Origin of the sequence: Pseudomonas palleroniana (assembly GCF_003031675.1) — a bacterium.
In the GTDB taxonomy this organism is placed as follows: domain Bacteria; phylum Pseudomonadota; class Gammaproteobacteria; order Pseudomonadales; family Pseudomonadaceae; genus Aquipseudomonas; species Aquipseudomonas palleroniana.
In genome coordinates this window covers 11,957-29,060 of the sequence record NZ_PYWX01000001.1, presented here as the reverse complement: position 1 = coordinate 29,060, position 17,104 = coordinate 11,957, and the positions used below count along the sequence as shown (strand labels likewise).

The 17,104-nt window shown below is 61.4% G+C and carries 17 protein-coding genes; all 17 read right to left on the bottom strand.

Going from position 1 to position 17,104, the window contains the following annotated elements:
- Window positions 1-6: 6 nt before the first annotated feature.
- Entirely contained in the window at window positions 7-507 is a 501-nt protein-coding gene (fliL, locus tag C9383_RS00135; RefSeq protein WP_060756031.1) for a flagellar basal body-associated protein FliL, read from the bottom strand.
- Window positions 508-640: 133 nt separating this feature from the next.
- Window positions 641-1,981, bottom strand: a complete 1,341-nt coding sequence (locus C9383_RS00130; RefSeq protein WP_090369528.1) for a flagellar hook-length control protein FliK — start codon at window positions 1,979-1,981, stop codon at window positions 641-643.
- 116 nt (window positions 1,982-2,097) lie between these two features.
- The gene (locus tag C9383_RS00125; protein ID WP_060756033.1) at window positions 2,098-2,442 is read right to left on the bottom strand and encodes an Hpt domain-containing protein; all 345 of its coding nucleotides are present in this window, start codon (window positions 2,440-2,442) and stop codon (window positions 2,098-2,100) included.
- Between the two features lie 30 nt (window positions 2,443-2,472).
- Window positions 2,473-4,191, bottom strand: coding sequence for an ATP-binding SpoIIE family protein phosphatase (locus C9383_RS00120; RefSeq protein ID WP_090369526.1), 1,719 nt, complete (start codon window positions 4,189-4,191; stop codon window positions 2,473-2,475).
- Window positions 4,188-4,493 (bottom strand): STAS domain-containing protein, encoded by a 306-nt coding sequence (locus C9383_RS00115; protein ID WP_060756035.1) that lies wholly within the window; start codon window positions 4,491-4,493, stop codon window positions 4,188-4,190. The genes C9383_RS00120 and C9383_RS00115 overlap by 4 nt, the downstream gene beginning before the upstream one ends.
- Before the next feature lie 84 nt (window positions 4,494-4,577).
- Window positions 4,578-5,027 (bottom strand): flagellar export protein FliJ, encoded by a 450-nt coding sequence (gene fliJ, locus C9383_RS00110; RefSeq protein ID WP_060756036.1) that lies wholly within the window; start codon window positions 5,025-5,027, stop codon window positions 4,578-4,580.
- A gap of 3 nt (window positions 5,028-5,030) precedes the next feature.
- Entirely contained in the window at window positions 5,031-6,389 is a 1,359-nt protein-coding gene (gene fliI, locus C9383_RS00105) for a flagellar protein export ATPase FliI (protein WP_060756037.1), read from the bottom strand.
- A complete protein-coding gene (gene fliH, locus C9383_RS00100; protein ID WP_090369524.1) occupies window positions 6,379-7,143 on the bottom strand; it encodes a flagellar assembly protein FliH in 765 nt (254 codons plus the stop codon). The genes fliI and fliH overlap by 11 nt, the downstream gene beginning before the upstream one ends.
- Window positions 7,144-7,153: 10 nt before the next feature.
- The gene (gene fliG, locus C9383_RS00095; protein WP_060756039.1) at window positions 7,154-8,173 is read right to left on the bottom strand and encodes a flagellar motor switch protein FliG; all 1,020 of its coding nucleotides are present in this window, start codon (window positions 8,171-8,173) and stop codon (window positions 7,154-7,156) included.
- Window positions 8,166-9,941 carry a flagellar basal-body MS-ring/collar protein FliF gene (gene fliF, locus C9383_RS00090; protein ID WP_090369522.1) on the bottom strand — a complete coding sequence of 592 codons (1,776 nt, stop codon included), beginning with the start codon at window positions 9,939-9,941 and terminating at the stop codon, window positions 8,166-8,168. Before fliF ends, fliG begins: the two co-directional genes overlap by 8 nt.
- A 16-nt stretch (window positions 9,942-9,957) precedes the next feature.
- The gene (gene fliE / locus C9383_RS00085) at window positions 9,958-10,287 is read right to left on the bottom strand and encodes a flagellar hook-basal body complex protein FliE (protein ID WP_016972029.1); all 330 of its coding nucleotides are present in this window, start codon (window positions 10,285-10,287) and stop codon (window positions 9,958-9,960) included.
- Window positions 10,288-10,418: 131 nt separating this feature from the next.
- Window positions 10,419-11,795: a sigma-54-dependent transcriptional regulator gene (locus C9383_RS00080; RefSeq protein ID WP_090369520.1), complete on the bottom strand. Its 1,377-nt coding sequence runs from the start codon at window positions 11,793-11,795 to the stop codon at window positions 10,419-10,421.
- 7 nt (window positions 11,796-11,802) lie between these two features.
- Window positions 11,803-13,014 (bottom strand): sensor histidine kinase, encoded by a 1,212-nt coding sequence (locus C9383_RS00075; RefSeq protein ID WP_090369518.1) that lies wholly within the window; start codon window positions 13,012-13,014, stop codon window positions 11,803-11,805.
- A gap of 109 nt (window positions 13,015-13,123) precedes the next feature.
- Window positions 13,124-14,599: a sigma-54 dependent transcriptional regulator gene (locus C9383_RS00070; RefSeq protein WP_060756043.1), complete on the bottom strand. Its 1,476-nt coding sequence runs from the start codon at window positions 14,597-14,599 to the stop codon at window positions 13,124-13,126.
- A 169-nt stretch (window positions 14,600-14,768) separates the two neighbouring features.
- Window positions 14,769-15,065, bottom strand: a complete 297-nt coding sequence (gene fliT, locus C9383_RS00065) for a flagellar protein FliT (RefSeq protein ID WP_090369516.1) — start codon at window positions 15,063-15,065, stop codon at window positions 14,769-14,771.
- Window positions 15,066-15,089: 24 nt separating this feature from the next.
- The gene (gene fliS, locus C9383_RS00060; RefSeq protein WP_060756045.1) at window positions 15,090-15,479 is read right to left on the bottom strand and encodes a flagellar export chaperone FliS; all 390 of its coding nucleotides are present in this window, start codon (window positions 15,477-15,479) and stop codon (window positions 15,090-15,092) included.
- Window positions 15,480-15,623: 144 nt separating this feature from the next.
- Window positions 15,624-17,024 carry a flagellar filament capping protein FliD gene (fliD, locus tag C9383_RS00055; protein WP_090369514.1) on the bottom strand — a complete coding sequence of 467 codons (1,401 nt, stop codon included), beginning with the start codon at window positions 17,022-17,024 and terminating at the stop codon, window positions 15,624-15,626.
- Between the last annotated feature and the right edge of the window lie 80 nt (window positions 17,025-17,104).

Genomic DNA, 17,104 nt, shown 5'->3' with positions numbered 1-17,104 from the left:
GTGATCCTACTGCAATACGAAGTTAGTGAAGAGCGCCTGCTCGACCACGACTTTGCCGAGCTCTTTCTGGGCCACTTCCTGCACACTGGCAGTGACCTTCTGACGCAGCATTTCCTGGCCCACAGGGGTGGCCAGGGTGTCGAAGCTCTGCCCGGAGAACAGCATCACCAGGTTGTTGCGGATCACCGGCATATGCACCTTGAGGGCGTCCAGATCTGCCTGGTTACGCGCCAGCAAGGTGATGCTCACCTGCAGGTAGCGTTGATGACCGTTCTGATTGAAGTTGGCGACAAAGGCCGGAAGCATCGGCTCGAAGATTGCCGGTTGCTTGACGTTAGTGGCGGTTTCGGCGGCGGGGGCCGGTTTGCTGGCACTGCTGTGCATGATGTACCACGTGCCGCCAACAGAGGCGCCAATGGCCAGGAGCAGGCCCAGCACAATCACCAGGATCAGCTTGAGCTTGCCTTTGCCTGCGGGTGGAGTTGCTGCGTCGTCGCTCTTCGCCATGCCAATAATCCGTCACTATTCGGGGATTCATAGATCTACGGAAAGGCAAGAGCAAGTGTTATGCCAGAGTTGTCTGCCATGCAGGCCCAGCACATCAAAGTGGGAGCAAGCCCCTCCCACAGTTGGTTACGAATCAGGCGTAGTAATCAACCGCGCTGGACCCGATCACGCTGGAAATGACGGGCGCCGCTGTTTCAGCCACGTCGATGTGCCCACTACTCTCGCCGCTGTCCCCGCGCCTGCCACTGCCACTCAAGCCGGCCTGAGCCTGAGCTTGTTGCTGCTGCTCCTGGCCACGGGACTGGTCGGAAACGTTGACGTCCACCTGCCCCATGCCCTGCTGGGCAAACATCTCCCGCAAACGTCCGGACTGGCTTTCCAGGGCCTCGCGCACCACGGCATGGCCGCTCATGAACTGGACCTGAGCCTGTTGGTCCGGCGTCATGTTGACCTTGATATCCAGGCGCCCCAGCTCTGCCGGCTGCAATTGGATCTCGGCCGACTTGAGGCCGGCGCTGGACAGGTACATCACGCGATTGACCACTTCTTCGGTCCAGCCGCTCTGGTGCATGGCCAGCGGCGCATTGGCCACCGGCGGCAAGGCGTTAGCCGTTTTCGGCGTGGCGGCCTGGGTCAGCGCGGCCAGGCGGTTGGCGAAGTCATCGACGCGGGTATCACTGCTGGCCTCTTTCAAATCCTTGAGGCCACTGTCGATCAGCCCGCTGAAGGCTTTGTCACCGCCATCGGTGCTGTCCTTGGTGGCCTGTTGATCGACCATTGTCGCCAGGCCGGCCGCGAAACTCTGCGCAGCGGTCGGTTGGTCCTGGGTCGGCGCCGATGGGGTTTTCTGCGGCGCCTGGCTGCCGGCCGACACGTGCCCGCCCTGCTCCATTGCCAAACGCACGGTCGGCATCGAGTCCAGTGGGTCGGCCGACGGATCGAACGCCGGCTGCGGGGTGTCATCCGTCGCCGCGACGGGTGCGGCAACCACCGGCTGGGCCTTGTCATCCTTGGCCGCGGCAGCAGGGGCCGGGGTTTCCACAGGAACAGGCACAGCTACCACCGGTGTGACGGCGGCAATCACCGCCGGGTCGACCACGGGGTCAACAGGAGGTTGCTGGACCAGGGACGGGTCGGTGGGCTTGGCGTCGTCACTGCCGGCGCTGTCATCGGACTTGGCCGGCGGGTTGGCAGGCAAGAGATTGCCGCTATCGGCAACCGCTGGCTTGCTGGCGGCAGGCTTGTCGTTGCTATCCACCGACGAGGCGCTGCTCACCGAAGGCTTGTCACGGGTGGATTGGGTCGGGGTGTCACCGCTCTTCACCGACGGCTTCGAACCTTGGCTGGCGAACACTTGAGCAAAGCCAGGGCCCTTGTCCTGCGGGGCCGCAGCAGCTGCCACAGGTGTAGCGGCGGGCGCTTGAGGCTTGGCTGCGGGGGCAGCCTGGAGGAGCGAGTTGGGGGCGACTGGCATAGGTAAAGGTCTCCACTGCACAGGGGTCGGGGATGCTGTGCCAGGAGGTAGAGCAAGAGTCGGGCCAGGTTTGTGTCTGTGCCTGCGCAGGACGTCGACTTACGCTTCTTTAACAGCTAAAGCCCAAACCGCTGCTTCTCCGACTCATACATAGGCCGAACCAGAGCAAACTCACGGTCAATCTGATCCACCAGCGCCCCCAGGTCCGCCGTCGCCCCAACCGACTCCACTTCCAGCCGCTGGCACAGCTGCGCCAACCGTACCGCCCCGAGGTTGCCGCTGCTGCCCTTGAAACTATGGGCGATTCGCCCCAGCGCCTTGGCGTCATCGCGCGCCTTGCGCAGGGCTTCGACGCGCTTCTGCGAGTCGTCAAGGAAGGTGTCGAGCAACTTGGGGTACTCGCTCTCCATGACGTCCTGCAAACCCGACAGCACTTCAGGGTCCAGATGAATCTCAGCCACTTGCTCGCTCCTTGATCAAGAATCGGCGGATTATGCCAGAGCCTTCCAGCAAAACTCCACGCAGACACTGCGCCCGCCGTCCGTCCAGCGTACATCGCTGCTCAGCTGGCGCACCAGGCTCAAGCCTCGACCAGACAGACGGTCCAAATCCAGGGGCCGCTTCAGCACCTGATCCACGTCGAAGCCTGGGCCACTGTCTTCGACGCGCAGGATCAGCTTGCCGCCCGTGGCGGTCGGCATCACTTGCATATGTACCCGCACATGACCGCTGTCCAGTTGCGCCAGGCGCTCATTGCGCTGACGGTAGTAGTCGGCGAATCCCTGGGCGTCGCGCTTGAGCTGCGAGTCCAGGCCCAGCACGCCGTGCTCCAACGCGTTGGAATACAGCTCGGCCATCACGCTGTAGAGCGCCCCGCTCTGCTCACGCAGCCCCTGAATCTCCAGCAGCAGCTGCAACAGGTAAGGCAAGGGGTTGTAGCATTTGAGGGCCTGGGCGCGAAATTCGAAGCTCACCGACCAATCCAGGGGGCATGGCTGGTTGCTGTCGGCGTATATGGGCTCGGCCGCACGCAACGGCTGGCCGGGCTGCAAGGTGATTTCCACCATGCTGACATCATCGCGCGCTTCGCCACGAAAGGCCGCCAGGGCCTGTTCAATCTCTTCGAACAGGCGGTCGGGCTCGCGGTTGGCGGCGAATACCTGCTGCAGGCGCTCCGCGCCGAACAGTTGGTCGTTGGCGTCGGCAGTATCCAATACGCCATCGGAGAGCAAAAACACCCGGTCGCCGAGGGCCATGGGCAAGACCTCAACGCGATCATCAAACGCCTCCACCGACAGCACACCCAACGGCAGGTGGCGTGACATCAACGGCGTGCGCCTGCCCGTCGCGACCTCATGCACATAACCTTCCGGCATGCCGCCATTCCACACCTCGACCACGCGCCGCTGTGCGCTCAGGCACAACAGGGTGGCGCAGCAGAACATGTCCACCGGCAGGATGCGTTTGAGCTTGGCATTCATCTCCCGCAGGATCTGCACCAGCTCGTACCCCTTGGCAGTCATGCCGTAGAACACTTCCGCCAGGGGCATGGCACCCACGGCGGCAGGCAGGCCATGCCCGGTAAAATCGCCGAGCAGCACGTGCATGTCGCCAGACGGCGTGTACGCCGCCAGCAACAGGTCGCCATTGAACAGCGCATAGGGTGATTGCAGATAGCGAATGTTCGGCGCGGCGTTGATGCATCCCGAATGGGCGACCTTGTCGAACACCGCCTTGGCCACCCGCTGCTCTTGCAGCAGGTACTCATGATGCCGGGCGATCTGATCGCGCTGCTGAAGAACCGTGGCCTGCAGGCGCCGCAAACGGTCCATGGCATTGATCTTGGCGGCCAGGATCAGTGGGTTGTAGGGTTTGGGCAGAAAATCATCCCCGCCGGCATCCAGGCACTCGGCCAGGTCGGCGCTTTCGCTGAGGGACGTAAGAAAGATCACGGGGACCAGCGCTTCCCCCGCCAATTGCTTGATCCACCGCGCAGCCAGGAAACCGTCCATCACCGGCATCATCGCGTCCATCAACACCAGTTGAGGTCGCTCACGCGCAAACACCTCAACGGCTTCCTCGCCGTTGGCTGCGGTGAGCACGTGATGCCCCTGGCGCCGCAAGATAGTCGCCAGCAGCAGCCGGTCGGTATCGCTGTCCTCGGCGATCAGGACAGTCAGCGGCTCGGACATCGGGGCCAGGACTCTCAATTGATGTCGAACAGCTTGTCGAAGTTAGAGATGGCGAGGATCTTGCGCACGTCGGGACTGCAGTTGATCAGTGTGACCTGCGAGTCGTCACCGCCTGCGTGATCACGCAACAACAGCAGCATGCCCAAGGCCGAACTGTCCAGGTAGGTGGCTTCTTTCAGATCGACGGTGTAGGCGTCGGGGACCTTGTAGAAACGCTCGTAAGCCTCACGAAAATGCTGGTGGCTGCCGAAATCGAATCGGCCCTTGATTGCGATCGTCAACTGCTTCCCATCCAGGGATACTTCTGATGTCACCGACATACGACTGCTTCCTTGTCATTGGCCATGTGTAACAAGGTTTAGCAGGCGAACCCGATCTCGGCAAATGCAGGAGCAGCCCCACACCTAATACTGCGACTGACGGGGCAGACGTTGTGACAGCTCATCCAGCAACTTTTGCTCGCGCTTGTCCTCAATCGCCCGTGCTTCGTCGATATAGCGCTGCACCAGCTTGCGCAGGCCCTCGACCCGGGCAAACGCCTGCTGCCAGCTTTCGCGGGCCTTCTCAAGGTTGTTCTGGTGCCAGGCCAGGCTCTGGCGCTGCTGGGCGACCGCCGTCTCCAGCTGGTTGAGAAAGCCCTGATAGCCCATCAACCACTGGCCGGACACCCCCTGGCTGCCGCGCTCGATCCACTGTTGCTGGTATTCGCCGCGAAAGCGCTCCAGGTCGCCCAGCTTGCTTTCCGCCAGGCGGACCTGGCCTTGAAAATAGCCCAGGCGCTGGGCGGCGGTCTTTTCGGCCTTTTCGGCCATGTCCACCACCGGCGCCAGGCGTGAAGAGCGGGTGCTGGCCATGGCTTAGCCGCCTGGCGCCGGGGCGAAGATCGAGCCGAGGTGCGCTTCGCTTTCACCCATGCTGATTTTGTCGTTGAGCCCCTGGCGCAGGTAGGTCACCAACTGCGGTTGCAGGGCGATCGCCAGGTCGGTCTCGCGATCCCCGCCGGCCACATAGGCGCCGACGCTGATCAGGTCGCGGCTCTGTTGATAGCGCGACCACAACTGCTTGAAATGCTGCGCGCGGGCCATGTGCTCCGGCGTGACCACCGCCGGCATCACCCGGCTGATCGAGGCTTCGATGTCGATGGCCGGGTAGTGCCCCTCCTCCGCCAGGCGCCGCGACAGCACGATGTGGCCGTCGAGCACGCCTCGCGCCGAGTCGGCGATCGGGTCCTGCTGGTCATCGCCTTCGGACAACACGGTATAGAACGCGGTGATCGAACCACCGCCCGCCTCGGCGTTACCGGCACGCTCGACCAGCTTGGGCAGCTTGGCGAACACCGACGGCGGATAACCCTTGGTGGCTGGCGGCTCGCCGATGGCCAGGGCGATTTCCCGCTGGGCCTGGGCGAAACGAGTGAGCGAATCCATCAGCAACAGGACGTTCTTGCCCTTGTCGCGAAAATACTCGGCGATGCGTGTGCAATACATGGCGGCACGCAGACGCATCAAGGGCGCATCATCCGCTGGAGACGCCACGACCACCGAGCGCTTGAGGCCCTCTTCACCCAGGCTGTGCTCGATGAACTCCTTCACCTCGCGGCCCCGCTCGCCGATCAACCCGACCACGATAATGTCGGCCTCGGTAAAGCGCGTCATCATGCCCAGCAGGACCGACTTACCCACCCCCGTACCGGCGAACAGGCCCAGACGCTGGCCGCGGCCGACCGTCAATAAACCGTTGATGCTGCGAATGCCCACGTCCAGCGGCACGCTGATGGGGTTGCGATTGAGCGGGTTGATGGTGGGGCCATCCATCGGCACCCAGTCTTCGGCCTTCATGCCGCCCTTGCCGTCCAGGGCGCGTCCGGCGCCATCGAGCACGCGACCGAGCATGCCCATGCCCATCGGCAAGCGCCCGGTGTCAGCCAGCGGCACCACGCGGGCGCCCGGGGCAATGCCCGCCAGGCTGCCGACCGGCATCAGGAAAATCTTGCTGCCGGAGAACCCCATGACTTCCGCTTCGACTTGCACCGGGTGGTAGCTGTCGTCGTTGATCACCATGCAGCGGCTGCCCATGGCGGCGCGCAGGCCCTCGGCTTCGAGGGTCAGGCCCACCATGCGCAACAGGCGCCCTTCGAGGATCGGCTGGCCGGGCAACTCGGTGGCCTCGGCGTAGCTGCCCAGGCGCTTGGCGAAGCTGGTGCGATCAAGGCGCATCAGGGGTGTCCAGGTCTACGCTCAGGTCAGGTTCGGCCGGATGCAGGGCCTGCTCATGGAGTTGATCGAAGAGCTTGGCCATGATCTGGGTGATACGGGTTTCCACCGTCGCGTCGATGCGGCTGTGCTCAGTCTCGACCCGGCAACCGCCAGGCTGCAACGTCGCGTCTTCAACGATGCGCCAGGTTTCTTCATGGCGCTCGCGCAAGGCTTTGACCTGCTCGAAATCCTGCGGGTTGATGTACAGCCGCACATTGCCGACGCCCAACGGCAGCAGCTTGAGGGCTTCGCGCATTACGCTTTCGATATGGCTGGAGTCGAGCACCAGTTCGCGCTGGATCACTTGGCGGGTCATGTGCTCCACCAGGCGGACCATGGCTTTTTCAAGCTGGGAATCCTGCTCGGCGATCGGGTCGAACAGGCTGCTCATCAAGCGCTCCAGGCTGGCGAGCTGGACACTCAGCGCCGCCTCGGCTTCCTGGCGAACTTTGAGAGTGGTACTGCGAAAACCGTCTTTTTCCCCCGCCGCGAAGCCCTCGTTGTAGGCTTCCTGGCGGATGGCCTCCAACTCTTCGAGCGTCAGTGGCTGGACTTCCTCCAGCGGCACTTCTTCCATTTGCACGGGGGGCTCTTCGACCGGCTCAGGCTCGGGTTCCGGTACATGCGGATCGAAACTGGGCAACGACCAGATATCGAACCCGCCGACGTCCCGCGCGCGAATCAGATCGCTGGGCGCCTCATCTTTGCTCGACATGGGACGCGCCTTAGATCATTTCTTCGCCGCCCTTCCCGCCGAGAACGATTTCTCCGGCTTCGGCCATACGGCGGGCAATGGTGAGGACTTCCTTCTGCGCGGTTTCCACGTCGCTGACGCGTACCGGGCCTTTGGCTTCCAGGTCGTCGCGCAACAGTTCGGACGCACGCTTGGACATGTTCTTGAAGATCTTCTCTTTGACGTTGTCGTCGGAGCCCTTGAGCGCCAGCACCAGAACGTCCGAGGACACTTCGCGCAGCAACGCCTGGATGCCACGGTCGTCGACATCGGAGAGGTTGTTGAACACGAACATGAGGTCTTCGATCTGGCCGGACAGGGTGTCGTCGATCTCGCGGATCGAGTCCATCAACTGGCCTTCCATCGAGCTGTCGAGGAAGTTCATGATGTCGGCCGCACGCTTGATACCGCCCAAGGTGGTGCGCGAGGCGTTGGAGTTGCCCGAGAACTGCTTCTCCAGAATCGTGTTGAGTTCTTTCAATGCCGCCGGCTGCACGGTGTTCAGCGACGACACGCGCAGGATGATGTCCAGGCGCACTTTATGGTCGAAGTGGCCGAGGACTTCACCAGCCTGGTCCGGGTCGAGGTAAGCCACGACGATCGCCTGGATCTGCGGGTGTTCGTAGCGGATCACGTCGGCAACGGCACGCGGCTCCATCCATTTCAGGCTGTCGAGGCCGCTGGTGTTGCCGCCGAGCAGGATGCGGTCGATCAGGCCGTTGGCCTTGTCTTCGCCCAGCGCCGAGGTCAGCATCTTGCGGATGTAGCTGTCGGAGCCGACGCCCAGGCTGGTCTGGTCGCCGACGATCTCGACGAACTCGCTCATCACCTGCTCGACTTGCTCGCGGTGCACGTTACGCATCTGCGCCATGGCCACGCCGACGCGCTGAACCTCTTTGGGGCCCATGTGGCGCAGCACTTGGGCGGCGTCGGTTTCACCCAGGGACAGCAGCAATACCGCCGCCTTGTCGACCCGGGTGAGCTTGGCAACAGCGGCTCGATTATCACTCATCTGCGTTGATCCACTCTTTCACGACCTGGGCCACACGACCCGGATCTTCTGCCACCAGACTTTTGATTGCGTTCAACTGAGCGTCATAGCCTTCGCTCGGGCTTGGCAACAGGATGCTTTGCGGGCCGCCCAGGCTGACGCGGTCGTTGGCCAGTTCGCCATCCAGGCCGCCCATGCCACCCAACTCGACGTCGCTGCCACCGAGGGCCAGTTGTTTCTTGCCATTGCCGGTAATGTTGTTGAGCACCGGACGCAGCACGCCAAACACCAGCACCAGGATGAACAACACGCCCAGCACTTGCTTGACGATGTCCCAGAACCACGGCTGAGTATAGAACGCAGGATCGGCGATCACCTCTCCCCGTTCGGCGGAGAACGGCATATTGATCACGCTGACGCTGTCACCGCGGCTGGCGTCGAAACCGACAGCGTCCTGCACCAGGCGGGTAAAACGCGCCAATTCGTCGGCGCTCCAAGGCGCACGGGTCACCGCGCCGTCTGCCGGGTTGACCTTGACCTGATCATCGACCACCACCGACACCGACAGGCGGTTGATTTTGCCCTGTTGCTGCTTGGTGTGGCTGATGGAACGGTCGAGCTCGAAGTTCTTGGTGGACTGGTTACGCTTGTCCGCCGGGTACGGGGCGAGCATCGGCTGGCCGGTAGCCGGGTCCATGATCTGCTGACCATTGGCGTCCAGCAGCGGCTGGCCAGGCTGAATCGCGCCGGCAGTCGCGGCAGCGCCACCGGTGGTTTGCGGTGCCGACGCCGGGGCCGGAGGCTGGTTGCTCAAGGCGCCCGGTACCCCTTGCGGGCCATTGCTGGCGGTGCGTTGTTCGCTGGTGGACTGCTCGCTACGCAGGGCGGGCTGGTCGGGGTTGAACTGTTCGGAGGTCGACTCGACGGCACTGAAGTCCACATCGGCGGATACTTCAGCCTTGTAGCGGTCATTGCCCAGCACCGGTTGCAGGATATTGTGCACACGCTGGGTGAGCATGCTTTCCATGCGGCGGCTGTAGTCGAACTGCTTGCCGGCCTGGGTCAACGCCGAGTTCTCGGCCTGGTCGGACAGCAGGTTGCCCTTCTGGTCCACCACGGTAATTTGCGACTTGCTCAATTCTGGAACGCTGGTGGCCACCAGATTGATGATCGCCAGGACCTGACCCGGCTCCAGGGAGCGACCGGCAAACAGTTCGACCAGTACCGAGGCGCTTGGCTTGCGTTCGTCACGCACGAACACCGAGCTTTTTGGGATCGCCAGGTGCACGCGGGCACCCTTGACGTTGTTCAGGCTCGAGATGGTACGCGCCAGCTCGCCTTCCAGGCCGCGACGGTAGCGAGTGGCTTCCATGAACTGGCTGGTGCCCAGGCCCTGGTCCTTGTCGAGGATCTCAAAACCGATGTTGGCGTCGGACGGCGTCACGCCGGCGGCAGCCAGCTTCATGCGCGCGCGGGCGACGTCGTCGGCCTTGACCAGCAAGGCGCCGGAGTTGGGTTCCACGGTGTAGGCGATGTCGGCGGCGGCGAGGGTTTCCATGATCTGCTTGGAATCCATGCCCGCCAGACTGCCGTACAGCGGCCGGTAATCGGGTTGCTGCGACCACAACACCACGGCAAAACCAATCGCCACGCTGGCTGCCAGGCCGACCAACAGGCCCACCTGACGCAACATGGTCATTTCGGAAAGGTTTTCCAGGAACGACAGGCCAAACAGCGGCGGCTTGCCGTCTGCCTTGGCGGGTGCGTTGTCCACGACTGCTTCTGCCATGACTTAAATCTCGTCCTTAAACCGGCATCTGCATGATGTCTTGATAAGCTTGAACCAGCTTGTTACGCACTTGGGTCAAGGCCTGGAAGGAAACACTGGCCTTTTGCGAGGCGACCATCACATCGGTGAGGTCCACGCCGCTTTTACCGATTTCAAAGGCGGTGGCCAACTGGTTCGACGCTTGCTGGGTATCACTGACTTTGTTGATTGCCTGACCGAGCATGTCGGCAAAACTGCTTTGGCCCAATTCCGGCGCGGGCGCGACGGATTTCGGTTGAGCCATGGCATCCATTTGCATGGAGCGCATATCCAACATCAACCGATTGAACTCAATACCCTGGCTCATGACCTTCTCTCTCTGACGACCCGCAATTTTTTGACACTACGCAGCGGTTACTACAGGTGGTAGCAACAAGGGTGCCAGATCCGTGGCGACTCGTAAGAAAAGGCGACAAGCCATGTCAGCCCAAGTATTTGTCAGGTAGCGAAAAGATACGCTTCCACATCCATGCCGGCGTCACGCATCTGCGCCAGCTTGTAGCGCAAGGTGCGCGGGCTGATGCCCAAGCGCTCGGCGGCCTCTTTGCGACGGCCACGCTCGGTACGCAAGGTGTCGATGATCATCTGGAATTCGCGGCGCCGCAGATCATCCCCCAGGGCACCGCCGGTTTCGGCTTCGGCGACTACCGGCGCGGGCGCCAGGGTGGGCAACGGTGCCGCCGCGCTGCCCATGGCCAGGCAGAAGTCTTGCGGCTGGATCAGCCCGCCCTGCTGCAGAATCAACGCACGCTGGATCGCGTTGTCCAACTCCCGCACATTACCGGGCCATGGATAGCCGATCAGGCAAGCCTGGGCTTCAGCCGACAGCCGCGCCTGGGCATGCTTCATTTTTTTGACGTGGTTGGTCAGCAGGCGCTCGGCCAGCGGGATGATATCGGCCGGACGCTCACGCAACGGGCGCCAGGCCAGCGGAAAGACCGAGAGCCGATAGAACAAGTCTTCCCGGAACCGCCCCGCCGCCACTTCGCCCGCCAGGTCGCGGTTGGTCGTGGCCACCACGCGGATATCCAGCTGGATCGGCTTGCGCGCACCGACCCGCTCCACCTCACGCTCCTGCAACACCCGCAGCAGTTTGGCTTGCAGGCCCAGAGGCATTTCGGAAATCTCGTCGAGCAAAATAGTGCCGCCATCGGCCTGTTCGAACTTGCCGGCCTGGGCCGCGATGGCGCCGGTGAACGAGCCCTTTTCATGACCGAACAGGGTGGCTTCGAGCATGTTGTCGGGGATTGCCGCGCAGTTGATCGCAATAAAGGGTTGCTTGGCACGACTGGACTGCTGGTGGATATAACGCGCCAACACCTCCTTGCCGGTGCCGGACTCGCCGGAAATCAACACGGTGGAGTCGCTGCGCGCCACCCGTGCGGCCAGCTCCAGCAATTGAGCACTGGCCGGTTCAAAGGCAATCGGGCCTTCGCTTTCGACGGCAGGCATCACCCCCAGGGCATGCCGGGCAACCAGCTCCATCAAGGCTTTGGGCTCGAAGGGCTTGACCAGGTAATCAGCCGCGCCCTGACGCATGGCGTCCACCGCGCGCTCCACCGCGCCATGAGCGGTCATCAGCAATACCGGCAACTGCGGCTGACGCGCGCGCAGCAGGCCGAGCAACTGATGACCGTCCATGCCCGGCATGTTGACGTCGCTGACCACCAGGCTGAAAGCCTCTTGCTCGACCGCCTCCAAGGCTTCCTCGGCAGAACCGACCGCCCGGTAGTCATGGCCCGCCAACAGCAGCGTGTCAGCCAATGCTTCACGCAGGGCGCGATCGTCTTCCACCAATAAAACCTTGATAGCCATAGCTTGGTTACTCCGCGCTTGCCGGGCTGGTAAACAGCGGCAAGGTCATCAATGCACAGGTGCCACGCCCCAATCGGGAGTGCAGCTGCAATTCTCCCTGATGGGCACGTGCCACCGCCTTGACTACGGTCAGGCCGAGGCCGGTACCGTTGGTCTTGGTGGTAAAAAAGGGCTCGCCCATCCGTTGCAGCACCACAGGGTCGATGCCGCTGCCGCTGTCGCTGATGCACAGCCGCAGGTTTTGCCCGCGCGGGTAGAGATGCACCTTGAGCCGCGCATCCGCGCCGCTGGCCTGGATGGCGTTTTCAATCAGGTTGAGCAAGGCACCCACCAAGGTGTCGCGATTGCACAGCAATTCGCCGAAATGGCTATCGCACTGCCAGCGCACATTGACGTCCTGGATATGGGTGGCGGCCGCCGATTGCAGCGATTGCATCAGCTCTGCCGGCGTGACGCGGTCGGTCAGCGGCAATTCGCCACGGGCAAACACCAGCATGTCGCGCACTTGATGCTCCAACTCGTGCAGGCGCTCCTTGAGCCGCCCGGCAAATCGCTGGTGGGTGGCAGCCGGCAACTGCTCATCAGTCAAATGACTGGCGTAGATCAGCGCCGCCGACAAGGGCGTGCGGATCTGATGCGCCAAAGAAGCGACCATCCTGCCCAGTGACGACAAGCGTTCATGACGGGCCAGCTGGTCTTGCAGGTGACGGGTTTCCGTCAGGTCGTTGAGCAGCACCAACTGTCCGGGCTCGGCGTCCAGGGAGCGGGTGGCAATGGACAGGCGGCGCCCGTCCTTCAGGGAAATTTCGTGGCCGTCATCTTCACGCGGGGCAAAGCAGCGGGTGATGACTTCTCGCCACAACTCGCCTTCCAGCGGCAGGCCGAGCATGTCGCAGGCGGCCGGGTTGGCTTCGCGCACACGCCCTTGGTCGTCGATGACGATCACGCCACCAGGCAACAGGTCGAGGAGGTTTTGCAGACGGTTGGCCAGGCGCTCTTTTTCCGCCAGCTCTTCCATGCGTTGCGCGCTGACCACCGCCAGCTCGCCCTTAAGCTCGGAAACCCGGGCTTCCAGCAGGCTGTAGGAGTCGGTCAGTTGGCTGGACATCTGGCTGAACAGCGAAAACGCCTGCTCCAGGCCCTGCCGGCTCTGCTGCTCTACAGATGGGGCGCCCCCCGCAAGATCGGGGGACGAAGATAGTTGGGCGGCGTGGGGCATCATGCTCTCTCGCTGGCTGACCGTCAGTTAAACGGAACGTTGCGAGGGCTGTAGCAATACCCGTGCCGAAAAAAAACTACTGGAATTTCAGTAGTTTAAAAAACAGGCGTCAATCATCCGCCTGTTCGTCACCTTCTTTGCGACTCATACCGTACTTGCGCATCTTCTCTACCAGGGTGGTACGACGAATGCGCAGGCGCTCGGCGGCCCGCGCGACGATGCCGTTGGCGTCGTCCAGGGCTTGCTGGATCAAGCCTTGCTCGAGGTTGCCGAGGTAATCCTTCAGGTCCAGACCTTCCGGCGGCAGCATGGCTGTGGCGCCGAAGTCCGGGGTATGGCCATTGATGGCCACGCGCTCTTCCATGTCGCTGCGCAGGCTGTCCACCAACTGCTCGTCTTCGTCGTCGACGTAGCGGAATTTTTTCGGCAACTCGACCACGCCGATCACACCGTAGGGGTGCATGATCGCCATGCGCTCGACCAGGTTGGCCAGTTCACGCACGTTGCCCGGCCAGCCGTGGCGGCACAGGGACATGATCGCAGCAGAGTTGAAGCGAATCGAACCGCGCTTTTCGTGCTCCATGCGCGAGATGAGCTCGTTCATCAGCAACGGGATGTCCTCGACGCGCTCACGCAGCGGGGCCATCTCGATCGGGAAAACATTGAGGCGGTAGTACAGGTCTTCGCGGAAGCTGCCCACCTCGATCATGCTTTCGAGGTTCTTGTGGGTGGCCGCGATGATGCGTACATCGACGCTCTGGGTCTTGTTGCTGCCCACGCGCTCGAAGGTGCGCTCCTGCAATACGCGCAGCAATTTGACCTGCATCGGCAGCGGCATATCGCCGATTTCGTCGAGGAACAGAGTGCCGCCATTGGCCAGTTCGAAACGCCCGGCACGGCTGGTGATTGCGCCGGTGAAAGCGCCCTTCTCGTGGCCGAACAATTCGCTTTCAAGCAGCTCCGCCGGGATCGCCCCGCAGTTGACCGGCACGAAGGGCCCGTCGCGGCGCTTGGAATGGTAGTGCAGGTTGCGTGCGACCACTTCCTTGCCGGTGCCGGACTCACCGAGGATCAGCACGCTGGCGTCGGTGTCAGCCACTTGCTGCATCATCTGGCGTACGTGCTGGATCGCACGGCTGGTGCCCACCAGGCTGCGGAACAGGTTGGGTTCGCGGTGACGGCCACGCTCACGGGCCTGGTCGTACATCTCGCGATAGACCTGGGCGCGGTGCAGGGAATCGAGCAATTTGCTGTAGCTGGGCGGCATTTCCAGGTTGGAAAGCACACGACGGCGCTGGTCTTCCGGCAGGTCCACGGAAGAAATATCGCCCATCAGCAACACGGGAAGGAACTCATCCCAGGTTGACAGTGTCTTTAACAAGCCCAAAACAGCGCCAGGAGCGTTTACCGTCCCGATCAGCACACAAATGACTTCACGGCTCGACGACAGCGAGCTGACCACCTGCTGCCAATCATGGCTGCCGCAGGGTAAATTTTCTTCACCAAGAAAATTTAAAATCACCGCTAAATCGCGGCGACGGACGCTATCGTCATCAATCAGCAGAATTTTGGTTTCACGCCACATGCAATAGCAACTTCCCTAGTAAAACTTCCTGCCCCAAAGTCAGGGCAATCTAGACGGCTGTAAGACTTCTTACCTTATAGACGTCTGAAATCTGAAAACAGCACTAGTTAAGTCAAAAATGCTGGCACAGTCAAATATATGACGCACCGTTCGGACCAACCGAGCCCGTTCAGCCGAACAGATGGTAAACCTTCGACGCACTTTCCGCTCGATTGATCTGCGACATCTCTTCGAAAATCGCCTGGCGTTCGCCAGTCGTCACCTCAAGCAACTGCTGATAAACCGCCAGCAGGCTTTCCAGTTTTTCCCGCAAGGCGTCCTCGTCAACCGGCGCATTATTGAGCGCCTCATCGATCACCGCACGGCAACCCAGATCCAGCTCACCAATGGCGTCCCAGTTGCGCTCGGCCAGGGCATCGACCAAAGCGTCGCGGGTCTCGTCAATCCGTTGCAGGGCGTGGCTCATGAAATCATCCTCAGGCCCAAGGGCCTACAGTGTTGCAATACCGTCCCAGCCTTCCTTGAGCGTAATCATCAGGCCGGCTACTTCGTCGATCATGGTGACATCGTTCTTGCTGTTGGCTTCCAGCAGGCGCGTAGTCATATAGGCGTACAGATTATCAAGTTGCTGCAACGCGGCCGGATCGTCGGTTTTCTCCGGGTTCAGGCCGTCACGCAAACCGATCAGAATGTCGATCGCCTTGCCCAACAGCAGGCCTTTTTGCGCGATATCACCACGAGCCATGGCGCCTTTGGCCTGAGCCATGCGATCCAACGCGCCTTCCATCAGCATCTGCACCAAGCGATGCGGGCTGGCTTCGGAGATTTGGGCATGGGAATTGACCTTCTGGTATTGGCGAAGGGCTCTCATGGGATTCATGTTTCTACCTCGTGACAGGCAACAGCTAAAAAGAATGGGCTCTGATTATTATGTCGACGGCGTTGCAAAAAACTTTAAGCCGACGGTCTGGCGAAGGGCACGCCCGAACAAGGTGATCACCTTGCCGGGCGACCTCAGTGAGGATCAACTGGTCTTCGGATTATTCAGTGCGTTAAGTGTGGTCATGACACTGGAGCGCTGACTGGTAAGCTGAGCCACCAGGTTGTTCATGGTGGTGTATTTGTCGGTCAGCGTCTTTTTCAGGGCAGCCATACGCGCGGTCAAAGTATCCTGCTGGGTCTGCAGATCCTTGATGTTGCTCGACAACGTCGTCGAACGCGTAGCCAGAATCCCGGTACCACTCAGCGCATAGCTGTCGGTTGCGGTCTTCATGCGCGCAAGCAAACCCTTGTCACCGTTGAAGATACCGCCGATGTCGGTAGGGTTGGTCAGCACTGCCGCGTTGAAGATCTTGTCATCAATACTCAGCTTGCCAGTTTTCTGATCCGTGTTCACACCGAACTGGGCCAGGGATTTCAACGCCCCTGTCCCGCCCATTGCGTTCAGCTCAGTACGGATGGCCGACTGCAAAGTGCGCATGGTGGCATCGCCCGTCAACGCAGAAGACGTTGTGGATCCGTCGGCGTTGGTGGTCACGGCGGTTTCAGTGTTGATTGCCGTCATCAACGCGTTGTAGGTGTCGACAAAGCCCTTGACCGAACTCTTGAGGGTATCGTTGCTTCTTGCCACTGTGATGGTCGAAGCGACGCGTTGAGCCGTTGGATCGGTAACCCCGGTCGGCAACGGCGACACTGCCGTCAACTTGATGCTCACACCACTGATCGCATCGGTCAGAGTATTACTCTTTGACTCCTGAGCCGTACCGTCAATGGTGTACTTCGCGTTCTGTGGAGCGCTACCGACGACAGACGTACCGGCTTCCAGGCCAGAGTTGCCCCCCACTGTAATGTCAGTACCGACGCCAGTATTGGTCGACGTCAACACCATACGAGAGCCGGTGGAGTCAGTCAGGATGTTGGCACTCAAGCCCGAACTGCTCAGTTGTGCGTTGATCGAGTCCCGCACCTGCTGCAATGTAGCGCCCGGTGGCACGCTGACAGCGTAGTTCTGGCCCGACTGCGAAATCGTCAGCGACGTGGCTGTGGTGCCTTTATTGACGACCGTCTTCGCACCGCCAGCGTAAGTCTGGGTCGCAATCTTCGAGGCCGTCGCCAATTGGTTGACCACCAACTGATAGCTACCCGCAGAGGCCCCCGCACCCAAGGTAACGCTGGAAACAGTGGCATCCGATGTGGTTGCCGTCAGGCCGCCAATACTGGCGTCCTTGGCCATGTTGTCCATGGCACCACGAAAAGCGTCGAGCGCCGCTTGAATTTTGCCGATCGAGGACAACTGGGCAGTCGACGTCTGCGTCTGCTTATTGATCTGCGACTGCTTGGGTGCCTGTTCCGCGTTCACCAATGCCGTCACGATAGCTTGGGTATCGATGTTCGTAACTGGGCCGCTAACCGATATATCACCCATGACTGTTCTCCTGATCCGGGGGCTGGCGCTTTCTTGACGGACGACGCCTCAAGCAACGACAGCAACAAAATTCATGCCAG